The sequence below is a fragment of the Sphaerisporangium sp. NPDC005288 genome (genome assembly GCF_040607475.1).
Taxonomy (GTDB): domain Bacteria; phylum Actinomycetota; class Actinomycetes; order Streptosporangiales; family Streptosporangiaceae; genus Sphaerisporangium; species Sphaerisporangium rhizosphaerae.
In genome coordinates, this window is the sequence record NZ_JBEXGT010000018.1 from 86,144 (window position 1) to 110,791 (window position 24,648).

1 protein-coding gene is annotated in these 24,648 nt (G+C 75.2%); it reads right to left on the reverse strand.

Going from position 1 to position 24,648, the window contains the following annotated elements:
- The gene (locus tag ABZU32_RS18735) at nt 1-24,624 is read right to left on the reverse strand and encodes a non-ribosomal peptide synthase/polyketide synthase (protein WP_354923744.1); all 24,624 of its coding nucleotides are present in this window, start codon (nt 24,622-24,624) and stop codon (nt 1-3) included.
- Nucleotides 24,625-24,648 lie beyond the last annotated feature (24 nt).

Below are 24,648 nucleotides of genomic sequence, written 5' to 3' on the forward strand. Positions count from 1 at the left end.
TCAGCGGTCGCCGCCCAGCGCCTCGGCGCGGTCGACCATGGCTCGCAGCACGCGGAACCACGTCTCGGCGAGGTCCCGCACCGCCTCCTCCGGCAGCAGCCGCGAGGCGTAGGACCAGTGGGCGGCGAGCTCCGGCCCGCCGGGGTGGTCCTCGGTCAGGGCGTTGACCGTGAGCGCGTGCGACATCGGCATACCGGGGTCGGCATCGAGGTCGGCGGCGTCGTCCTCCGGCGCGTAGGACCAGTCGGCCGCGTCGGGCCGGCCGAAACGGCCCATGTAGTTGAACTCGATACCCGGCTCGCCGAGACGGGAGAGTTCCGGCCCCGTCGCAGGGTTCAGGTGCCGCAGCAGGCCGTGTCCGATTCCGGCGGCGGGGAGCGAGGACAGGTGCTCCCTGATCCGGCCCACCGCCTCGTCGAGCGCCGGCCCACCGGCGAGCGCCTCGTCCAGGTCCACAGGTCCTGGATCAAGGCGGACCGGGACGACGCTGGTGAACCAGCCGACCGTGCGCGACAGGTCCGCGCCGCCGGCCAGTTGCTCATCGCGGCCGTGGCCTTCCAGGTCCACCAGGACCGCGTTGCCGGAGCCGCGCCCGCCCGTCCGGCGGTGCCGGTGGGCGACGGCCAGCGCCAGGGCGGTCAGCAGCACGTCGTTGACGGTCGCGCCGAAGGCGGCGGGCACCCGGCCGAGCAGCGGAGCGGTCCGGTCGGGGGGCAGGGTGAGTGACAGGTGACGCGTGGTGGCGACCACATCACGCCCGGGGTCGAGCGGCGCGGCCACGGCGATGGTGCCGCCGCCCGACAGAATCGAGGTCCACAGCGGGAGCTCGTCCTCGCGGGCGGGGTCGACGGCGCGGGCGCCCAGCATTCGCGACCAGCGGCGGAACGACACGTCGACGGGCGCGAGCGCCGGGGGGCGCCCGGCGGTGACCTCCCGCCAGGCGGCGGCCAGGTCGGGCAGCAGGATCCGCCAGGACACGCCGTCCACCACCAGGTGATGGACCAGCAGCAGCAACCGCCCGGGCGTGCCCCGGCCGGCGTCGAACCACACCGCCTGCACCATGGCACCGGCGTCCGGGTCGAGGCGGGAGCGTGCGGCGTGGGCGTGCTCGGCGATCGCCGCGCGGAGCGCCGTCCCGTCGGCCCCCGCCGTGTCCACCCGAACGAGCCAAGCCGCCACACCGGCCGCGCCGCCCGCGCCCGCCACACCGTGGATGCCATTCGTGCCGGGGGCTCCACTCGTACCGGGGGCTCCACTCGTACCGACGGCTCCGGTCGTGCCGGAGGCTTCAGTCGTGCCGGAGGCTTCGGTCGTGCCGGGGGTGGGGACGTGCAAGGACCACTGCTCGGTCCCCGACGGGTGCGCCGCACCGGAGGCCGGCGCCTGCTCCCCCGCGTGGCCGGCGGCGGGCCGGGTCCGCACCAGGCGGGCCTTGAGCATGCCGTGCCGGTCCACGACGGCTTGGAGCACCGACGCGAGCGTGGGCTCGTCCAGGTCCGGCGGGGTCCGCAGCAGCGCCGCCTGGTGGTATCCCTTGATCGGGCCGCCGCGCTCCCGCATGGCGTGCATGATCGGAGTGAGCGGCACCATGCCGGCGCCTTCGTCGTGCGCGCCGCCGCCGGCGTCCGGGCCGAGCGTGACGGCGACGGTGGCCAGCGCCGCGACCGTACGGTGCTGGAACACCTGGCGCGGGGTGATCCTCAAGCCCGCCGCCCGCGCCCGGCCGACCAGTTGCATCGCGACGATGCTGTCGCCGCCGAGGGCGAAGAAGTCGTCGTCGGCGCCGGCACGCGGCAGTCCGAGCACCTCGGCGACGACGGCCGCGAGGGTGCGCTCCGGTTCGCCGACCGGCTCGCGCCCGGTGCGCGTGGTGAAGTCCGGCGCGGGGAGCGCCTTGCGGTCGAGCTTGCCGTTGGGCAGCAGCGGCAGCTCCGGAACGACGACCACCGCGGCCGGCACCATGTACTCCGGCAGACGGGCCGCAACGTAGGCACGCAGCGCGGCCGGCTCGGCGGGCCCGGATGGGGCGGCCGGGGCCGCGCAGTCGGCTGGGTTGACCGGCCCGGAATGATCGGCGGAGTCGGCGGGCACGGAATGATCGGCGGAGTCGGCGGGCACGGAACGGTCGGCAAGGTCGGCGGGCCCGGAAGGGTCGACAGGGTCGGCGGGCACGGAAGGGTCGACAGGGTCGGCGGGCACGGAAGGGTCGACAGGGTCGGCGGGCGTGGACGGGACCACGTAGGCGACCAGTTGTCTGACCCGGGGGCGGTCCTCGCGGGCGACGACCACGACCTGGGCGACGGACTCGTGCCGGTCCAGCACGGCCTCGATCTCGGCCGGCTCGACGCGGAAGCCGCGGATCTTCACCTGGTCGTCGGCCCTGCCGCCGTAGTCGAGCCGGCCGTCGGCGGTCCAGCGGGCCAGGTCGCCGGTGCGGTACATGCGGGCGCCGGCCTGGTCGAACAGCCCGGCGAACGGGTCGGCGACGAACCGCTCGGCCGACAGGCCCGGGCGGCCGAGGTACCCCCGGGCCAGGCCCGCGCCCGCGAGGTACAGCTCGCCGGTGACGCCGGGCGGGACGGGCCGCAGCGCGGCGTCGAGCACGTAGGTGCGGGTGCCGTCCACCGGGCGGCCGACCAGCGGGGACGCGCTGTCCCCGACGCGGGCGACCAGGGCGTCCACGGTGGACTCGGTGGGGCCGTAGAGGTTGAACGCCTCCGTGGAGCGCAGGGCGGCCAGGTCGGCCCAGAGCGCGTCCGGCACCGCCTCGCCGCCGACCCCGACCACGGCGAGCGGGCACTCCCCGTCCCTGATCAGACCGGCCGCGGCCATCTGCGCGAGGAAGGAAGGAGTGACCTCGATGAAGTCCAGGCCGTGCTCGCGGATGGCCTCGGCGGTCAGTTCGGGGTCGCGGCGCGTCTCGTCGGAAAGGATGTACAGCGCGTGCCCGTCCAGCAGCCACAGCTGCGGCTGCCAGGAGGCGTCGAAGGAGAACGACCAGGCGTGGCCGACGCGCAGATGACGGCGGCCGGTGGCACGCCTGGCCGGCTCGTGCAGCGTCCGGCGGTGGCTGTGGAAGAGGGCGACGAGGCCGCCGTGACAGACCACCACTCCCTTGGGCCGGCCGGTGGACCCGGAGGTGTAGATCACATAGGCCGGGTGGCGCGGGTCGGGGGTGGTGGCGAGGTCGTCTCCGCGCCGCGCGGCGAGGCGGCGATCGGTCTCGGGCGCGTCGAGCCGGAGGAGCGGGACGCCGCCGTCCGGCAGGACGGCCGCGAGGTCCTCGCCGGTCACCAGCAGGACGGGCCGGGCGTCGTCGAGCATGCCGAGCACCCGCTCGGCGGGTAGGTCCGCGTCCACCGGCAGGTAGGCCGCGCCGGACTTCAGCACGGCGAGGACGGCCAGGATGAAGTCCGCTGAGCGCGGTAGTGCGAGGGCGACGATGCGCTCGGGTCCCGCGCCGTGCTCGGCGAGCAGCCGCGCGAGCCGGTTGGCGCGCTCGTTGAGCTCACGGAAGGTCCAGCGGACCGGCCCGGCGACCACGGCCACGGCCTCGGGAGTGGCGGCCGCCTGCGCCTCGAACAGTCCTGGGACCGCCAGGGACCGCGGATCTCGTGCGGCGGTGGGGAGGGCGTCCGGGATGCCGTTCCAGGTCATGAGCATGGTGTGGCGGTCGGCGGGGGTGAGGACGTCGACGCGGCCGACGAGCCGGTCGGCGCCGGCCGCCATGGTCTGGAGGATGTGCGCCATCGAGGCCGCCATCCGCGCGGCCGTCGCACGGTCGAACAGGTCGGGCCGGTACTCGGCGGTGAGGGCCAGGCGTTCACCCGGCTCGACCGCCCAGGTGAAGGGGTAGTGCGTCGAGTCCTGGTGGTCGAGCACGGCGGGACGCAGGCCGTCCGCGGTCCCGGACGCGGGCTCCTCGGAGTCAGGGTAGGACTCGAAGACGACCAGCGTGTCGAACAGGTCGCCGAGGCCGGCCCGTCGCTGGATGTCGGCCAGGCCGACGTGCTGGTGGGCGATGAGCCGAGACTGCTCGTCCTGGAGGCGGCCGAGGAACGCCGCCAGGCTCTCGCCGTCGCGGACCCGTACGCGGACGGGGATCGTGTTGATGAACAGGCCGATCATCGACTCGACGCCGTCGAGCTCCGGGGGCCGCCCGGAGACGGTCGCGCCGAAGACCACGTCGTCGCGGCCGGTCAGCCGGGAGAGCAGGATGCCCCAGGCGCCCTGCACCAGGGTGTTGACCGTCAGGCCGCGTGAACGGGCGAGGGCCGACAGGGCCTCGGTCGCCTCCCGGGTGAGACGCGTGGTGTACATCTCGGGCACGATCGGCGCCCGGTCGGGGTCGGCGGGCGCGAGACGGGTGGGTTCGGCCAGACCGTCCAGCGCCTCCGCCCAGGCGCCGGCGGAGACGGCGGCGTCCTGGCGCGCCAGCCACGCGAGGTACTCCCGGTACGGCGGGGCCGCCGGCGAGCCGTGATGGTCGGCCCCGTCCACCCCGTGCGCGTACAGGTCGGCGAGTTCGCGCATGAGCCGGGGGATCGACCACCCGTCCAGCAGGAGGTGCTGGTGGGACAGAACCAGGCGGTGGCGGCCCGGGCCGATGCGCACCAGTGCCATCCGCAGCAGCGGCGGCTCCGCCGGGGTGAACCGGCGCCGCTCCTGCGCGAGCAGACGGGTCCACCGGGCCTCCCGGCCGAGCCCGCCGAGCTCGCCCGGCCCGGAAAGATCCACCTCGCGCCAGGGCAGGGCGACCGTGCGCGGCACGACGGCCACCGGGCGGCCGGAGGACAGGTACCGGAAGCCGGCGCGGAGGTTGTCGTGCCGGTCCAGCAGCGCCTGTCCGGCCGCGCGCAGCCGGGCGGCGTCCAGCGGGCCGTCCACCTCGTAGGTCACCTGGACGGTGTAGACGTCCGGCCCGTCCTCGCCGGAGTCGAAGGACGAGTGGAACAGCAGGCCCGCCTGGAGCGGGGTGAGCGGCAGGACGCCGGCGACGCCGGTGACCGGCAGCTCGGCGCGCTCGGCCTCGCTGAGGGCGACCAGCCCGGCGGACGCCCCGGCGCCGTCCATGCCGTGCGCCCCGGTCCTGCCGTACGCCTCGGTCAAGTCGTACGCCCTGGTCACGTCGGCCGCGCTGTTCACGCCGTTCGCCCTGTTCACGGCGTACGTCCCGTTCATGTCGGCCGCCCCGGTCAGGCCTTCCGCGCCGTCCAGACCGCCCACGGCGGCCGACCGGCCCGTGCCGTCCGGGTGAGTCGCGTCGTCCTGGACGCCGGCGATGGCGGCCAGGGCCGTCGCGGTTCTGTGCAGGAAGACGTCCCGGGGACTGATCACCAACCCGGCGGCACGTGCCCGGCCGACCAACTGGATGGCGACGATGCTGTCGCCGCCGAGGGCGAAGAAGTCGTCCCCGGCTCCGACGCGCGGCAGGCCGAGCACGCCGGCGAACAGTTCGCACAGCAGTTCCTCGCGCGGGGTGCGCGGCAGGGCGCCGGTCACCTCGGCCGCGAAGTCGAAGGCGGGCAGCGCCCTTCGGTCGAGCTTGCCGTTCGGGGTGAGCGGCAGGGCCTCCAGCGTGACGAATCCCGCCGGGACCATGTAGTCGGGCAAGGCGGCCCCGGCGTGGTCCCGCAGCGCGGCAGCGCTCGGCGCCGTCGCTCCGGGGGCCGGCACCACATAGGCGATGAGGCGCTGGTCCTGAACGGCCACCACGGCGTGGGCCACCCTCTGGTGGCGGGCCAGCACCGCCTCGACCTCGCCCGGCTCGACGCGGAAGCCGCGGATCTTGACCTGGTCGTCTGCCCTGCCCAGGAACTCCAGCTCCCCCGCACGGTTCCAGCGCGCCAGGTCGCCCGTCCGGTACATGCGCGTTCCGGGTGGCCCGCAGGGGTCGGCCACGAAGCGCTCGCCGGTCAGGCCGGGACGGCCGAGGTACCCCCGGGCGAGCTGGACGCCCGCCAGGTACAGCTCGCCGGCCACCCCCGGCGGCACCGGGCGCAGCGCGGCGTCGAGGACGTGAGCCCGCGTGTTCCACACCGGCCGGCCGATCGGCACCGGGTCGGCGCCGGGCGGAACCCGGGTGGCCGTCACGTCGACGGACGCCTCGGTGGGCCCGTACAGGTTGTGCAGCTCGGCGGGCAGCACGGCTCCGCATCGGGCGGCGAGGCCCGCGGGCAGCGCCTCGCCGCTGCACATCACCCGGCGCAGTCCCGAGCACCGCGCGGCGCCCGGGTCTGCGAGGAACGCCCGCAGCATCGACGGCACGAAATGCACGGTGGTGACGTGCTCGTCCTGGATCAGCCCGGCGAGGTAGGCCGGGTCCCTGTGGCCCTCGGGCCGCGCCACCACCAGCACCGCCCCGGTGATCAGCGGCCAGAAGAACTCCCACACCGACACGTCGAAGCCGGACGGCGTCTTCTGCAGCACGCGGTCCGACGCGGTCAGCGCGTACTCGTCCTGCATCCACAGCAGCCGGTTGACGATGCCCTCGTGCGGCACCACCACGCCCTTTGGCCGGCCGGTGGACCCGGAGGTGTAGATCACGTACGCCGGGTGCCGGGGGTCGTAGGACGCGGGCAGCTCTCCCTGAGGACCATCGGGCAGCCCTTCGCGGAGCACGCACACCGGGCGGGCTTCCTCGATCATGAGCTCGGCGCGCTCGCGCGGGTGGTCCGCGTCCAGCGGCAGGTACGCCGCGCCCGCCCGGTGTACCGCGAGCAGGGCGACGACCAGGTCGGCCGAGCGCGGCAGCGCGACCGCCACCGTGCGCTCGGGGCCGGCGCCCATCGCGGCCAGCGTCCGCGCCGTGCGCTCGACCCGGGCGTCCAGCTCGGCGTAGGTCAGGCGCTCCTCCCCGCAGACCAGGGCGAGCGCGCCGGGGGTGCGCGCCACCTGCGCGCGGAACAGTTCGGGCAGGGTGGTGGCGGGCACTTCTCGCGCGGTGGCGTTCCACGCGCCGGCGACGAGCCCGCGCTCCTCCTCGTCCATGATCTCCAGGTGCCGCACCTGGACGCCGGGGTCGGCGACGATCTGCTCCAGCAGCCGGACCAGCCGCCGGGCGATGCGCTCGACCGTCTCGTGGTCGAACAGGTCGGCGCTGTACTCGATCCAGCCCTGGATGCCCTCGCCGTCGCCCTGTTCGGCGAAGTCGAAGCTCAGGTCGAACTTCGCGGTCTCCTGGCCGAGCGGCTCGGGCTCGGCGTCGAGCCCCGCCAGATCGGGGGCGCCGCCCTGGTCGGCCAGGTAGACGACCATCACCTGGAACAGCGGGTGCCTGGCCAGGGAGCGGGCGGGGTTGATCGCCTCGACCAGCCGCTCGAACGGCAGGTCCTGGTGTTCGTAGGCGGCCAGGTCGCTCTCGCGCACCCGCCTCAGCAGCTCGCCGAAGGTCGGCGCGCCGGACAGGTCGGTGCGCAGCACGAGCGTGTTGACGAAGAAGCCGACCAGGTCCTCCAGGCGCTCGTCGGTGCGACCTGAGATCGGCGCGCCGAGAGGGATGTCCTCACCGGCGCCGAGCCGGTGCAGCAGCGCGGCGACGGCCGCCTGGGCCACCATGAACATGCTGACGCCGTGGCCGCGGGCGAGCCCGCGAAGACCTCGCTCCAGCTCGGCGGGGATCGACAGGCCGACCGCCCCGCCGCGGTGGCCGCTCTCCAGGGGACGCGGCCGGTCCGCGGGAAGCGGCAGCTCCTCCGGCAGCCCGGCCAGCGCCCGGCGCCAGAAGCCGAGCTGGCGTGCCTCCAGGCTGCCGGGGTCGCCGCCGTCCCCGAGCACGTCGCGGTGCCAGAGGGTGTAGTCGGCGTACTGGACGGGCAGCGGAGCCCACCGCGGCGCCGTTCCTTCGCGGCGGGCACGGTAGGCAGTGGACAGGTCGCGCCACAGCGGCCGGTCCGACCACTCGTCGCCGGCGATGTGGTGGACCACCAGGAGCAGCACGTGCTCGCGCGGCGCCACCTCGAACACCCAGGCGCGCAGCGGCGGCTCGCGGTCCAGGTCGAAGCCGTGCCCGGCGGTCTCGGCCAGCCGCCCGGCGAGCGCGTCCGGCGCGACCCGCTCGAAGCGGACGACGGCGGGGACCTCTTCGGGGCGCAGGACACGCTGATGGGCGCGCCCGTCCCGCTCGGGGAACACCGTGCGAAGGCTCTCGTGCCGGGTCATCAGGTCGCGCACGGCGTCGCGGAGCGCGCCGAGGTCCAGTTCGCCCGACAGGCGCCAGGCCGCCGGAATGGTGTAGGTGGCGCTCGGGCCCTCCAGCCGGTGCAGCACCCACAGGCGCTGCTGTGCGAAGGACAGCGGCAGGAACCCGGGGCGCGGCGCTGGGGCCAGAGCGGGCCCGCCTCCCGGCGCCTCGCGCAGCCGTCCCGCGAGCCGGGCGACGGTGGGCGCCTCGAAGACCGCGCGCAGGCTCACCTCGGCGCCGAGCGACGCGCGAACCCGGCTGACCAGCCGCATCGCCAGCAGTGAGTGGCCGCCGAGCGCGAAGAAGTCGTCGTCCACGCCGACCCGTCCGGCCCCCAGCACGGCGGCGAACAGCTCGCACAGGATCTCCTCCCGGGCGTCGCGAGGACGCCGCCCGGAGGCGGGGGCCGCCGCCGCGTCGGGGACGGGAAGGGCGAGCCGGTCCAGCTTGCCGCTGATCGACCTGGGCAGGGCGGGCAGTTCCATGAACGCGGCGGGGACCATGTGGCCGGGCAGCGCCGCGGCGAGGTGCGCCCGCAGCGCGACGGGGTCGGCGCCCCGCCCGGAGGAGGGGACCGCGTAGGCGACCAGCCGCCGCTCGCCGGGGACGTCCTCGCGGACCGTCACCGCGGCCTGCGCCACGTCGGGGTGGGCGCGGAGCACGGCCTCGATCTCGCCGAGCTCGATGCGGAACCCGCGCAGCTTCACCTGGTCGTCGGCCCGGCCGAGGAACGAGAGCGTGCCGTCGGCGCGGCGCCGCACCAGGTCGCCGGTACGGTACATGCGCTCGCCCGGCCCGCCGAAGGGGTCGGCGACGAACCGCCCGGCGGTCAGCCCGGGCCGGCCGAGGTATCCCAGGGCCATTCCCTCACCCGCCAGGTACAGCTCGCCCGGCACCCCGGCGGGCACCGGCCGCAGCATCGCGTCCAGCACGTGGGCGCGCGTGTTGGCGAGCGGCGCGGCCCACGGCTCAGGGCGTTCCGGGCTCGGTCCGTGCCACCCGTAGGCGTCGACGGCGCACTCGGTCGGCCCGTACAGATCGTGGACCACCGTCCCCGGCAGCGCGCGCAGCCGGTCCCACAGCGGGGGCGGTGTGGCCTCGCCGCCGACCGCGATGACGCTCGGACGGGGACGGCCGGGGTCCAGGAAGCCGTGGTGGATCAGCTCCCGCAGGTAGGTCGGGGTGAGGTCGGCGAAGTCGACGCGCTGGTCGGCGAGGTAGGCCAGCAGCGCGGCCGGGTCGGTCATGGTGTCCTCGCCGACGACGTGCAGCTCGTGCCCGGCGAGCAGCCAGAGCATCGGCTCCCAGGAGCCGTCGAAGCTGAACGACGCGGCGTGCGCCGCGCGGAGCCTGCGGCCTCCGGCGGCGCGCACGGCCGGGTCGATGAGGTCCGCGCGGTGCGAGCCGAACAGGTTGCCGAGACCGCGGTGGGTGCCGAGCACGCCCTTGGGCCGGCCGGTGGACCCGGAGGTGTAGATCACATACGCCACCGCGCCCGGCGGCACGGCGACCCTCGGCCCCGGCACCTCGCCCTCAGGCACCGTGACCCTCGGCCTCGGCACCTCGCCCCCCGGCAGCGCGACCCCTGGCAGCGCGCCCCTCGGCCCCGGCACCTCGACCCCCGGCAGCGCGCCCCTCGGCCCCGGCACCTCGACCCCCGGCACCTCGACCTCCGGCACCTCGACCTCCGGCACCTCGACCTCCGGCAGCGGCTCCGGCACCGGCACACCCGGCACCGGCATCGCGCCGAGGGGACGGCCGTGCGGCCGGGCGGCGCCGTGCCGGGCGTCGTCCAGCAGCAGGACGCCGCCTCGCGCGGCGGGCAGGCCGGGCGCGATGGCCGCCGTGGTGAGCACGCGGGCCGGCGCGGCGTCGTCCAGCATGTACGCGAGGCGTTCGGCCGGGTAGGCAGGGTCGAGCGGAAGGTAGGCGGCGCCCGCGCCGAGCACGCCGAGAATGGCCGGCACCATCTCGGCCCGGGGCAGGGCCAGCCCCACCACATCCCCCGTCCTCACTCCGTGCCGCAGCAGCAGCCCGGCGACGCGGTCGGCCTCGGCGGCCAGCTCACCGAAGGTCAGCGTCCGGCCGCCGGTGACCAGGGCGACGCGGTCACGGTGCGCGCGGGCGGCCTCGGCGAACAGTTCGGGGACGGTACGCCGTTCGACCGGCCGCGCGGTGTCGTTCCAGGCGCCCAGCGACGCGCGGCGCTCCTCCTCGGTCAGCACGGACAGCCGGCCGACCGGCACGTCCGGTCCGGCGGCGAGCAGGCCCAGCAGCGCGACGGCGCGGCCGGCCATGGCACGGGCCGTACCGTGGTCGGCCAGGTCCTCGGCGTACTCCAGCAGCAGGGTCAGGCCATCCTCGCCGGCGTGGTCGACGAAGGTGAAGTCCAGGTCGAACTTGGCGGTGCGCACGCGGGCCGGCCACCACTCGGTGGGCAGGTCCAGCATCCGCGGATCGCCGCCGGGACGGTGGTGGTAGCCGAGCATCACCTGGAACAGCGGGTTGCGTCCCGGCACGCGCGGCGGGTTGAGCGCCTCGACGACCTGCTCGAACGGCAGGTCCTGGTGCTCGAAGGCGGCCAGGTCTGCGTCCTTGACCCGGGCCAGCAGTTGCCTGAACGTCGGGTCGCCGGACAGGTCGGCGCGCAGCACCAAGGTGTTGACGAAGAAGCCGACGAGGTCGTCCAGGGCGCTGTCCGTGCGCCCGGCGATGGGGGCGCCCAGCGGGATGTCGGTGCCCGCGCCCATCCGGTGCAGCAGGGTGGCGACCGCGGCCTGGAGCAGCATGAACATGCTGGTGCCCGTCTCGGCGCACAGGGCGCGCAGGGCGCGGGCGGTTGCCGCGGGCAGCTCCGCGCGCACCTGGCCGCCGCGGCCGGTCGGCTCGGCCGGGCGGGGCCGGTCGAGCGGCAGGGGGATCTCCTCCGGCAGCCCGGCCAGCGTCCCGGTCCAGAACGCGAGCTGCCGCACGCCCTCGCCACCCGAGTCGGCCGGATCCGTCAGGGCCGTCAGGGCCGTCAGGGCCGTCGGCTCTGTCGGCTCTGTCGGGTCTGTCGGGTCTGTCGGGTCTGTCGAGTCGGCCCGGTGCTCCGAGTCGGCCGGGTACGCCGGTCGGGCCGGGCGGGCCGGGCGGGCCGGGTGGGCCGGGTCGGCCGGGTCCGGCGGGTCGCCGAGCAGCCGCCGCTGCCAGAGCGTGTAGTCGGCGTACTGCACCGGCAGCGGCGCCCATTCGGGCGCCCGGCCCTCGCGGCGGGCACGGTAGGCGGCGTCGAGGTCGGTGAGGAACGGCCGGTCGGACCACTCGTCGGTCGCGATGTGGTGCAGCACGATCGCCACCACGTGGTCCAGCGGGCCGGCCCTGAGCACCTCGGCCCGCAGCGGGATCTGGACGGCGAGGTCGAACGGCCGGGCCACCGCCGCCGCGATCCTGCCCTCCAGCCGCTCTGGCGGGCAGTCCTCGACATGGAAGAACGACCCGATCTCCTCGATGTTCAGAATGAACTGGTACGGTCCCGCCTCGTCCACGGGTGGGTGCACCCCGCGCGGCCCGGCCTCCTTCGCAGGAAGGCGCACTCCTGGCCGGGACTCGTCCAGGGACGGGGCAACCCCGTCCTGCGCGGCCTCCTCCACGGACCGCGGCGCCCCGTACGGGCCGGCCGGGTCGGGCGCGGGCATGGCGGGCGCGGGCATGGCGGGCAGGGGCGCGGACGTTGCGGGCGGAAGCGTGGTGGGCGGGGGGCCGGCCTCGGGGAAGACGGTGCGCAGGGCCTCGTGGCGGGCGACCACGTCGCGCAGGGCCTGGTGGAGTGCGCCGGTGTCCAGCGCGCCGCGCACGCGGAAGACCAGCGGGAAGTGGTAGGCGTCGCCGCCGCTGAGCCGTTCGGCCAGCCACAGCCTCCGCTGAGCGGGCGACACCGGGACGCGCCGGGGACGGTCGGCCACGGGCTCGACGGCCGGGCGGGCCGGGCGGGCGGCGCTCGCGCGACCGGCCAGCAGGGCGGGCGCCGGGGCCTCGAACAGGTCGCGGATGGCCAGTTCGGCGCCCAGCTCCGCGCGAGCCCGGCTGATGAGCCGGGTGGCGAGCAGCGAGTGGCCGCCGAGTTCGAAGAAGTCGTCTTCGGCGCCCACGGCCGGCAGGCCCAGCACCTCGGCGAACAGGCGGCAGAGCACCTCTTCCTCCGGTGTCGCCGGCCCCCGTCCGCCGGCGAGCGGCGCCGCCGGTTCGGCCGCGGGCAGCGCGCGCACGTCGAGCTTGCCGTTGTCGTTCATGGGCAGCCGGTCGAGGGTGACGAACGCGGCCGGGACCATGTAGTCGGGAAGCCGGCGCCGCAGATCCTCCCGGAGGCGGCGCGGCAGGCCGCTCGCGCCGGCCGCCGAGGCCGGGGTGTTGCCGTACGGGGGCGTGCCGCCGCCCGGCAGGTAGAGGCCCGCGGTGAGGCGGAAGTCCCCCCGCACGAAGACCGCGTCGTAGGCGCCCGGCTCGCGCGACCAGGTGGTGAGGACGCGGTAGCCCTCCCGTGCCCCGACCGCGTGCAGGTCCTCGGGCTCGACTCCCCCGTCCACCGTGGCGCCGTGCTCGCTGCCCGCGCGGGCGTCGGGGACGCCCGTCACCCGCAGCCGCCCGGTCCGCGTCTCCCGCAGGCGGCGGGCCAGCCCCCCTGCCTCTCTCGGCGGATGCTCGCCGGAGGCGGGTCCGGCGGTCGCGGGCGCGTCGTCCTGCCGGCCGGTGAGCGCGTCGGTCCAGGGCAGCACCGGTTCGTCGCCGAGGCGGACGTCGGGCTCGCCGTCGTAGAGGACGGCGTCGTAGCGGTAGCGGGTCAGCTCGTTGTGGTGGTGCCCGCGCTTGGTGCGCAGGTCGACGCCGAAGCCCAGGGTGGAGAAGTAGTCGGGATCGACGAGCAGTTCCTTCTCCAGCGCGATCCCCCGTTCGACGGCCGCGTGGAGGCGCTCGGCGGCCTCGCGCCCGTCCGGGCCGTCCGGGCCGCCGGTGTCGCCGGTGTCGCCGGTGTCGCCGGCCGAGCGGGCCAGCTGGACGCCGGTGTGGAAGGCGCGGGCGAGCCGGAGATTGCGCACGTCGCCGACGAACAGGGCGCCGCCCGGCGCCAGCAGCCCCATGGCGCCGCGGATGACCCCCGTCAGGTGGGCGATGTCCGGAAGGTACTGGATGACGGAGTTGATGATGATCGTGTCGAAGTAGCCGGCCAGTAGCCCTTCGGTGTCATGCGCGGCCTGGCAGCGCAGCTCGACCTTGGCCGCCAGCGCGGGGTCCCGGCGCAGGTCCTCGCCGATCTTGCGGATCACGGGCGCGGCGAAGTCCGTCGCCCAGTACGCCTCCGCCTCGGGCGCCAAGCGCGACAGCAGCAGCCCCGAGCCGACGCCGATCTCCAGGACGCGGCGCGGGCGCAGCTCGCGGATGCGGGCGACGGTCTCCTCGCGCCACTCGCGCATGTGCTCCAGCGCGATGGGCTCCCCGTCGTAGCTGCTGTCCCAGCCCGCGAAGTCCTCGGTGAACACGGCGGTGCCGATGCGCTCGTACTCGTCGGAGTAGATCTCCCGCCATTCGCCGATCCAGTCCCGTTCCGCCGACTCCCGCCGTTCGCCGGTGGGCTCGGCGGGCACGACGTACCCGACCAGGCGCCGGGCGCCGGGGGTGGAGGGGTCGTCGGCGGCGACCACGGCGGCCTGGGCCACCTCCGGGTGCCGGGCGAGGGCGGTCTCGATCTCTCCCAGCTCGACCCGGTGACCGCGGATCTTCACCTGGTCGTCGGTGCGGCCCAGGAAGTCGATGTTCCCGTCGGCGCGGCGCCGCACCAGGTCGCCCGTGCGGTACATGCGCTCCCCCGGCTCGCCATGAGGGTCGGCGACGAACCGTTTGGCGCTCAGCCCGGGACGGTCGAGGTAGCCGCGGGCCAGGCCGACGCCCGCGATGTACAGCTCGCCGGGGACGCCGGGGGGAACCGGGCGCAGCCAGGCGTCCAGGATGTGGGCGCGGGTGCCGCGGATGGGACGCCCGACGGTGGGGGTGGGACTGTCGCCCGTGCCGCCGCCGAGGGTGTTGATCGTGTACTCGGTGGGCCCGTAGAGGTTGTAGCCGTAGGTGCCCTCGGTGTCGCGGAGCCGGTTCCAGACCGTCTCGGACACCGCCTCCCCGCCGAGCAGCACCAGCGGCGGGCGGTGCCCGTCGAGCAGCCCCTGCTCGATCAGCAGGTGCGCGTAGGTCGGGGTGAGGTTGACGACGTCCACGCGGTGGTGCTCGCAGTAGGCGACCAGGGCCTCGGCGTCGCGCCTCAGCTCCTCGTCGCACACGTGCACCTCGTGCCCCTCGACCAGCCACAGGAGCTCCTCCCACGACATGTCGAAGGCGAAGGACACCGTGTGGGCGACGCGCAGCCGGCGGCCTCCGGCGGAGGCGACGGCCGGGTCGAAGATCTCCTTCTGGTGGTTGAGGTGCATGTTCGTCAGCCCGCGGTACGGGGTGACGACGCCCTTGGGACGGCCGGTGGAGCCGGAGGTGTAGATGACGTACGCCGGGTGCTCCAGGCTGAATCGGGGACGGTCGGCCTCGGTGACCGGGCCGCCGGACAGCCCCGCCAGCTCCCCGGCCACCGCCGGGTCGTCGAGCCGCACGCGGGGGACGCCGGGCACGCCGCCCTCCAGCCGCGGCGCGACGGCGCCGGTGGTCAGCAGCAGGGCCGGACGGGCGTCCTCCAGCGTCATCGTGAGCCGGTCGTCGGGGTGGTCCAGCTCCAGCGGCAGGTAGGCCGCGCCCGTGCGCAGCACGGCGAACAGCGCGGCCACCATGTCGACGGAGCGGGGCAGGGCCAGCGCCACGATCTTCTCGGGCGCCGCGCCCCGCGCCAGCAGCAGCCGCGCCATGCGGTTGACGCGGGCGTCCAGGGCGGCGTAGGTGACGCTCAGGCCGCCGAAGACCAGGGCCGTGGCCTCAGGAGTGCGGGCGGCCTGGGCGGCGAGCAGGTCGGCGATGGTCTCCTCCGGGACGGGCACCCGGCCGGCGGCCCGTTCCCGTTCCAGTTCGGCGCGTTCGGCGGGCAGCGTGTGGCCCAGGCGGCCGACGGGCGCGTCCAGGTCGTCCACCAGCCGCTCCAGCAGCAGGGCGAAGCGGTCCAGCAGTTCCTGGGCTCGCGGAGGGCCGATGACGTCGGGCCGGTGCGCGAGGGTGACCCGGATGCGCTCCCCCGGCGTCACGACGAGGTTGACGGGATAGTGGGTGGCGTCCACGTTGGCCACGGCGGTGGCGCCGTACCGGTCGGCGAGCGCCGCGAGCCGCTCCTCGGTGTCGTTGTCGCGCATCACGAAGAGCGTGTCGAACAGCCGCCGATGGCCGGTCTCGGCCTGCAGGACGCCGAGGCCCAGATACTCGTGCGGCATGAGGGCCAGGCGCTCGCCCTGGACGCGCCGCAGCAGGTCCAGCACGGGCTCGGCCGGGTCGAAGGCGATGCGGGCGGGAACGGTGTTCAGGAACATGCCGATGACGTTCTCGACGTCCGGCACCTCGCTCGGACGGCCGGCGACCGTCGTGCCGAAGACGACGTCGAAGCGACCGGTCGCGGCGGCCAGCACCAGACCCCAGACGGTGGTGAGCAGCGTGTTGAGCGTCAGTCCCCGGCGGCGGACGGCGTCGCGCATCCGGTCGCCGAGATCCTTGGGCAGGACGGTCTCCCGGCTCTCGGGGATGACCGCCCCCATGTCACCGCCCGCGGTGGGCGCGAGCAGCGTGGGCTCGTCCAGGCCCGCCAGCGCGGCCCGCCAGGCGCGGGCGGCCGTCGCCGGGTCCTGTGACTCCAGCCAGGTCAGGTAGTCGCGGTAGGAGCCGGGGCGCGGCAGCCCGCGCTCGTCGCCACCGGTCTCGTAGAGGGCGAACAGCTGGGCGAGGAAGATCCAGGCCGACCAGCCGTCCCACAGCAGCAGGTGCCGGCCGATGACCAGCCGGTCACCCCGGGCCTCGCCGAGCCGGATCAGCAGCATCCGGAACAGCGGCGGCCGGGCCAGGTCGAACCGGCGGGTGCGCTCGGCGTCCATCAGCTCGCGCAACCGCGCGTCCTGCTCGGCGGCGGGCAGGTCCGACAGGTCGGCCTCTTCGAGCGGTATCCCGGGGTCGGCGACGATGAACTGCACAGGCCGGCGCAGCCCGGCGCTGGTGAACCCGGCGCGCAGGCCGGGGTTGCGGGCCAGCAGCACCCTGGTCGCCTGGCGCAGGCGGCCGGCGTCCAGGCGGGTGGCGAAGTCGAACGACTCGTGAACGGTGTAGACGTCGAGGGCGCCGTCGTCGTAGGTCGAGTGGAAGAACAGTCCTTCCTGGAGCGGCGCCAGCGGCCAGACGTCGGTCACGTCACCACCGCCGAGCCGCCGCACCCGCTCGTACTCGTCAGCGGTGAGCTCGAACCCGGCGCCCCGCTCACCCTTACCGTTACCCGCACCCGCACCGGTGCCGGTGCCGGTGCGGGTATCCGCAGCGTCACCGGCACTGGCAGCAGCAAAGGCGGCGGCAACGTGATCGGCGGCGGCAGCGGCGGCGTCGCGAGTAGGAGTGACGGCGATGGCGTAGGCGGCAGCGTCGGAGGCCGCGCCGTCGGAGGCCGCCGCGCCGTCGGAGGCCACGCCGCCGCCGAGGGCGGCGGCCAGGGCGGCGGGGGTGCGGTGTTCGAAGACGTCGCGCGGACTCAGGGTCAGGCCCGCCCGGCGGGCGCGGCTGGAGACGCCGATCGAGCTGATGCTGTCGCCGCCGAGCATGAAGAAGTCGTCGTCGACGCCGGCCTCGCCGAGCTTCAGCACGGCCGCGAAGATCTCGGTGAGGACGCGCTCACGCTCGTCGCGCGGGGTGCGCGCCGTCGCGCGTACCGCCCGCGGGGCGGGCAGGGCGTCGCGGTCGAGCTTGCCGCTGGGGGTCAGCGGCAGGGCGTCCAGCTCGACGTACGCCCCGGGCAGCATGGACGCGGGCAGCGTCCCGGCCAGGGCGGCGCCCAGCGCGGCCACGTCGACCCCGCCCTCTCCCCTTCCCACCACAGCGGCGCCATCTCCGGCCGGGCCGGGGGGCTTCGCCGGGACGATGTAGGCGACCAGGGTGGATCCGCGAACGGTCACCGCCGCCCGGGCCACGGCGGGCAGGGCGGTGAGAGCGGCCTCGACCTCGCCCAGTTCGATGCGGTTGCCCCGGAGCTTCACCTGCCGGTCGGTGCGGCCCAGGTACTCGACGACGCCGTCCTCGCGGCGGCGCACCAGATCTCCGGTGCGGTACATGCGGCCGCCGGCCGCGCCGTAGGGGTCGGCCACGAACCGCTCGGCGGTCAGGCCGGGGCGGGCGTGGTATCCCCGGGCAAGCTGGACGCCGGTCAGGTACAGCTCGCCGGGCACGCCGGCCGGTACCGCGCGCAGGCAGGAGTCCAGCACCCGCAGCCCGGTGTTCCACACCGGGCGGCCGATGGGCACGGTGGCGCCCACCGATCCGTCGTAGGCGTGGTAGGTCACGTCGACGGCCGCCTCGGTCGGGCCGTACAGGTTGTGCAGCGGCACTCCGGTGAGCGCGTGCCAGCGCGCGGCGGCGGCGCCCGGCAGGGCCTCGCCGCTGCTGAACACCCGTCGCAGGCTCGCCGCCCATGACAGGTCGGCGGTGACCTCGCCGGCGCTCAGGAAGGCTTCGAGCATCGACGGCACGAAGTGCATCGTCGTGACCCGCTGCTCGCCGATCAGCGCGGCCAGGTAGACGGGGTCGCGGTGCCCGTCGGGCTTGGCGAGCACCACGGCGGCGCCCTCGCACAGCGCCCAGAAGAACTCCCAGACGCTCACGTCGAAGCTGGACGGCGTCTTCTGCAGCACACGGTCGTCGGCGTGCAGCCCGTACTCTCCCTGCATCCAGGCGAGCCGGTTGACGATCGCCCTGTGGGTCACGACGACGCCCTTGGGGCGGCCGGTCGATCCCGACGTGTAGATCAGATACGCCGGGTCGTCCGGCCCGGCGCTCCCGAGCCGGGAATCCGCCCCCTGGACATCACCGGCCACCGAGCCGACCCCGTGGACGTCCTCCATCACAGAGCCGACCCCGTGAACCTCGCCCACCACAGGGCCCACCCCATGGATGTCACCCACCACAGAGCCCACCCCGTGGACGTCACCGGCCGGCCGGCCCGCAGCCGCCCCGGCCGTCGCGCCGGCCGGCCGCGCCACGGCCGAGCGCGGCGGCTCGGCCGGGGTGGCCGGGGGGTCGGCCGGGGTTGCCGGGGGGTCGGCCGGGGTTGCCGGGGGGTCGAGGAGGAGATGGGTGACGGCACTCGCATCGGGGAGCCGGCTGGAGGCGGCGGCGGTGGTCACCACCGTGTCCGTCCCCGAGTCGGCCAGCATGTGGGCGATGCGGTCGGCCGGGTAGTCGATGTCCAGCGGCAGGTAGGCCGCGCCCGACTTCAGCACGCCGAGCAGGGCCACCATCAGCTCCGCCGAGCGCGGGACGGCGACCGCGACGACCCGCCCGGAGCCCGCGCCCAGCGCCCGCAGGCGGCGGGCGAGCATCTCGGCGCGCGCGTCCAGCTCCGCGTAGGTGAGGGACTCGCTCTCGCAGATCACGGCCGTGGCCTGCGGCGTCCGGGCGACCTGGGCCTCGAAGGCGGCGGCCAGAGTCGTCTCGGCGACCTGCCGTTCCTCGCCCGCGAGCCGGGCCCGCGCCGCCTCGCCGTCCGACAGCAGGCCGACGCGGGCGGCGTTCTGCGCGGGATCGTCGGCCACGGCGCGCAGGATGCGGGTGAGCCGGTCGGCGATCCGCAGAACGGCCTCGTCGTCGAGGCGCTGGGCGTGGTACTTCAGCCGCAGGTCCAGCCGGCGTCCCGGCTTGACGATCAGGGCTAGCGGGTAGTGGACGGCGTCGCGGAACTCGTGGCCGGTGATCCTCAGCGTTCCCGAGGGGTCGGCCGCACCGGTCTCCGCGGGGTAGTTCTCGAAGACCACGAGGGTGTCGAACAGCTCGCCACGGCCGGCGAGCCCGGCGGCGCGCTGGAGTTCCGCGAGGCCGAGGTGCTGATGGTCCAGCAGGCTGGTCTGCTCGGCCTGGAGCCGCCCTGCCAGCTCGGCCAGGCTGTCGGCGGGCCGCCAACGGAAACGGGTCGGCAGGGTGTTGATGAACAGGCCGACCATGGACTCGATGCCGTCCACCTCGGCGTCCCGGCCGGAGACGGTGGTGCCGAAGACGACGTCCTGGCTGCCGGTCAGGCGTCCGAGGAGAAGACCCCACGCGCTCTGGACGACCGCGCCCAGGGTCACCCCGTGCCCTCTCGCCCGTGCCGCGAGCCGCGCGGTGACGTTTTCGGGCAGCTCGACGCGCACCTGCCCTGGCCTCAGCCGCCCGTCGCCCGCCGGGGCGCCCACCAGGCGGGTCGGCTCGTCGAGCCCCGCGAGCGCGGCCCGCCAGGCGGCGCGTGCGGCGTCCCGGTCCGCAGAGGCCAGGCGGCGCAGGTACTCGCGGTACGGAGCCACCGGCGGCAACCCGGCCACCTCGGCCCCCGCGTCCGGTGCCTGCGACGAAGCCTCCTCGGAGACGGCGGAGTACAGGGCCATCAGTTCGCGGTGGAGGATCGGCAGCGACCACCCGTCGGCCACGATGTGGTGGAAGGTCAGTACCAGGACGCTCCGGTCGCGCCCGAGCCGGACCAGCGCGCACCGCACCAGGGGCGGGCGGGCCAGGTCGAAGCGGCGCTCGCGTTCCTCGGCCGCGACGGAGTCCGCGACGGCCCGGCGCTGCTCGTCGTCCCCGGACGGGTCTACCTCGCGCCAGGGCAGCTCCAGCCGGTCGGCGATGATCTGTACCGGCCGTCCGGACGGACGCCGGCGGAAGCAGGCCCGCAGCGGAGCGTGCCGGTCCAGCAGCCCCTGGGCGGCTCGGCGCAGGGACTCGCCGTCGACCGGACCGGCCAGTTCGATGATCTGCTGGACCACGTAGGCGTCGCCGTCCGTGCCGTCCAGCAGGGAGTGGAAGTAGAACCCCTCCTGGAGCGGGCTGAGCGGCAGCACCTCCTCGACGGCGACCGGGTGGTCACCCTGCACCTCGGCGAGCTCGTCCTCCGCGAGCCGCAGAAGCGGCGCGTCCGCCACCGCTCCGGCAGCGCCCGCCCCGTCGTAGGCGGTCCCGCCGCCACCGCCATCCATGTCGATGACGACGCTCGTACCGATGTGAAAACCCGTACCGGCGCCTGGACCCATGTCGGCGCCCGTACCGGTGCCGGCGCCCGTAGCTGTGCCCGTGCCCGTGCCCGAACCCGAGCCCGTGCCCGTACCTGTGCCCGAACCCGAACCCGAGCCCGAGCCCGAGCCTGTACCCGAACCCGCGCCCGAGCCCGAGCCCGTACCTGTGCCCGAACCCGAGCCCGAGCCCGCGCCGGTGCCGGTGCCGGTGCCTGTACCCGAACCCGTGCCCGTACCTGAACCCGAGCCCGTGCCCGTACCTGTGCCGGTTCCGGTGCCCGTGCCCGTGCCCGAGCCCGTGCCCGAGCCCGTGCCCTTGCCTGTGCCGCCCGGTCCGGTGGGTCCGCCGGCCGTGCGATCCACCGCTACCTTGGCGAGCGCGGCGGCGGTGCGGTGGCGGAACACGTCGCGGGAGGTGAGCCGCAGCCCCGCCTCGCGCGCGCGGACGAGCAGCCGGATGGCGACGATGCTGTCGCCGCCGAAGGCGAAGAAGTCGTCTTCGGCGGAGACGGACGGAAGGCCCAGCACCTCGGCGTACAGGGCGCACAGCAGCTCCTCGCGGGCGCCGCGCGGGGCGCGTCCGGAGCTGAGGGCGGTGTATTCGGGCGCAGGGAGCGCGGAGCCGTCGAGCTTGCCGCTCGGGGTGACCGGGAGCCGGTCCAGGGGGACGAAGGCCGACGGGATCATGTACTCGGGCAGCAGTTCGGCCGCGTACGAGCGCAGGGTCCTCATCAGGGCGGCGACATCGCGGAACGGCGCGGGACGGTTGGCGTGCGGAAAGGCGGCGGCCGGACGGTAAAGGGCGCCGAGGGGCGCGTCCCCGGCGGCGAAGACCACGTCGAGGCCGCCGTCGTCGGCGTGGCCGTTCCAGGTCACGGCCACCTGGTAGCCGTGGCGGGCCCCGAGCGCGTGCAGGGTCTCGGGGTCGGCGGCCTCCACCGGCGGGGCGGGACGGCCGCCGTCCTCGATGGCGGACAGTGCGGCGAGGTCCTCGGCGAGCCGCGCATTGGGCACCGCGCCGACCCGGAGCCGGGCGGGGCCCGCCGCCAGGCGCGCCTCCAGCCCGTGCATCCCTCCGAGCTCGGCCCACCCGATCTCCTCCTCGCGAAGCTCGGCCCGCTGGGACTCCCCTTCGCGAAGCTCGGCCCGTCCGGATTTCTCCTCGCGAAGCTCGGCCTGCCGAGACTCCCCCTTGTGAAGCTCGGCCCGTTCGGACTTCTCCGCGCCGGGCCGGGTTTCTCCGGTCCCGGATCCGGATTCGGCCGGGGCGGGCCTTGCGGCGGCCGGCTGGGGCTCGTGCTTGCGCAGGACGACGTCGTAGCGGTAGCGGGTCAGTTCGTTGTGGACGGCGCCGCGCTTGAGGCGGATGTCGGGGGTGAAGCCAGGGAGGGCCGCGAAGAAGTCCGGGTCGAGCAGCAGTTCACCCTCCCAGTTCGCCGAGCGGTCGACGACGGAGAGCAGGGCCTTCTTGTCCTGCGGGTACGCGCCGCGACGGGTCTCGACCGCGGCTCGCAGGCAGCGCAGGAGCCGCAGGTTGCGCACGTCGCCGACGAAGACGCTGCCGCCCGGGGCCAGAAGCGTCCCGGCCTGGCGCAGCACGTCGGACAGGTACTCCGCGCTCGGGAAGTACTGGGCGACGGAGTTGACGACCACGGTGTCGAACAGGCCCTCGGGCAGCCCGGTGACGTCGTGCGCGGGCTGGGCGCGCAGTTCGACGCGGCCGGTGAGCTCCGGCTCGGCGGCGACCCGGGCGCGCAGCGTCCGCACGGCCTCCTGCGACAGGTCCGTGCCCCAGTAGACCTCGCAGCCGGGGGCGAGGCGCGAGAGGATGAGCCCGCTGCCGACGCCGATCTCCAGCACCCGGCGGGGCCGCAGCTCCCTGATGCGGGCGACCGTGGTGTCCCGCCATTCCCGCATCTCGGCGAGCGGGATGGGCAGGCCGTCGTACATGCTGTTCCAGCCGGCGAAGTTCTCCCCGAAGCCCTCCGAGCCCGCGGCCGAGTAGAGCAGCTCGTGCAGGTCCTTCCACTTCTCGACCTGTTCGCTCTCCTCGCGGCCCGGCCCGGCGGTGAGGGAGGGGACGACGTAGGCGGCCAGCCGCCGCTCACCCGGGCGGTCCTCGCGGGCCACCACCGCGACCTGGTCCACGGCCTGGTGCCCCCGCAGCACGGACTCGATCTCACCGGGTTCGACGCGGAAGCCGCGGATCTTCACCTGCGAGTCGGCGCGGCCGAGGAACTCAAGCCGTCCGTCGGACTTCCATCGCACCAGGTCGCCCGTGCGGTACAGCCGCTCGCCCGGCGGGCCGAAGGGGTCGGCGACGAACCGTTCGGCGGTCAGGTCCGCGCGTCCGAGGTAGCCGCGGGCCAGGCCGGCCCCGCCGAGGTACAGCTCGCCGGCGACCCCGGCGGGCACCGGGCGCAGGCGGGCGTCCAGCACGTAGGCCCGGGTGCCGGGGTCGGGGACGCCGATGGGCACGATGGCGCCGGAGGGGATGTCAGGGTCGCACAGGCCGAGGGTGGAGTTGGTGGTCGCCTCGGTCGGGCCGTAGGCGTTGAACATCATCCGGCCGCGCGCATAGCGGCCGACCAGCTCGGGCGACACCCGCTCGGTGCCTGCCAGCAATGTGGCGGCGGGCGGCAGCCGTACGTCCTGCGGCATGGCGGCGAGCAGGGCCGGGGGGAGGATCATGAACGTGACGCCGTTGGCGTCGGCGTAGTCGGCGAGCGGCGCGCCGGGCACCCGCAGCTCCGACGGCACGACGACCAGGCGGCCTCCGGAGAGCAGGCCGAGGCACAGGTCCCAGAAGGCCACGTCGAAGCTGGGCGAGGAGAACTGCAGGACCCGGCTGTCCGGGCCGACGCCGAACCGCTCGCTCTGGGTGGCGACCAGCTTGGCAACGCCCGCGTGCGACAGCACCACGCCTTTGGGACGTCCTGTGGAGCCGGAGGTGTAGATGACGTAGGCCGCGTTGAGCACCGACAGCCGTCCCCTGTCGGCCTCGGAGGGGTCGTGGGCCGGGCGGGCCGCCAGCTCGCGCGCGGTCTCCGGCGCGTCGAGGACCAGCACGCCGACGCCATCGGACGGCGGGATCCCGTCCAAGGCGCCGCCGGTGGTGACAAGACAGTCGGCGGTGGTGACCAGGCAGACGGGCGCGGCGTCGGCCAGCATGTAGGCGATGCGGCCGGCCGGGTAGTCGGTGTCCAGGGGCAGGTAGGCGGCGCCGGCCTTCAGGACGGCCACCTCGGCGACGATCAGCTCGGCCGACCGGGGCAGGGCGAGGCCGACGACGCGCTCGGGTCCGGCCCCGCGCGCGATCAGCGCGTGGGCGAGCCGGTTCGCGCGCTCGTTCAGTTCGGCGTAGGTGAGGGCGAGGTCCTCGAAGACGAGGGCGACGGCGTCCGGCCGGCGGCGGACCTGCTCGGCGAACATCTCGGGCCAGGTGAGCGACGGGACCTCGTGGGCGGTGTCGTTCCACTCGGCAAGGACGCGGCGGCGCTCCTCGGCGGTGAGCAGTTCCAGCTCGGCGACCGGGACCTGCGGCCGGGCGAGCCCGTCGGCGAGCAGCGTCTCGTAGTGGCCGAGCATCCGGTCGGCGGTCGCGCCGTGGAACAGGTCGGGGCGGTAGGTCAGGCGCGCCTCGTAGGTTGCGGCGGCTTCGCGCGGTTCCGCGCTCGCCACCGTCACGATCTCCAGTGACACATCCAGCGGTCCTGCCGCCTCAAGTGACATGTCCAGCGGTCCCGCAGCCTTCAGTGACAGGTCCAGCGGTCCCGCGGCCTCCGGTGACGCGTCCAGCGGTCCTGCGGCGGCGAGCGCCGCCCGGACGCCGCCGATCGCCACGGCCGTGGTGAAGAACAGGCCGCCGCCGCGCGTCGGCTCGGGCCGCAGGTCCGATATGAGGCGGGAGAGCGGGACGCGGTGCGCGCGGGCCTCCTCGCGGGCGGCGGCCACCCGCCGGACCAGCTCGCCGAAGCCCGTGCCGCCGTCGAGTCCGACCCGCAGCGGCAACCCGTCGTATCCGACGCAGACATCGCCCGTGCCGCCGTAGCGGTACAGCAGCGCGACGTAGGCGGCGAGCAGGCGGTCCTCGGTGCCGGCGTCTTCACGCGGATCGGCCGCCGAAGCGACGGCAGGACAGGCCAGCGTGCGGACGCGCGTCTCGCGGCCCGCGGCGGGTGCCGGCGGGTGCGGGAAGTCGATCGGGAGGACCGTCTCCTGCGGAAGCGGGGCGAGCCGCCGGTGCCAGTACGCCATCACTTCGTCAGTAGCCGACACAGG

Bases quoted from the DNA above. Each gene is read 5' to 3' on its own strand.
- ABZU32_RS18735 (WP_354923744.1), bottom strand. From the start codon at position 24,624: ATGGCGTACTGGCACCGGCGGCTCGCCCCGCTTCCGCAGGAGACGGTC.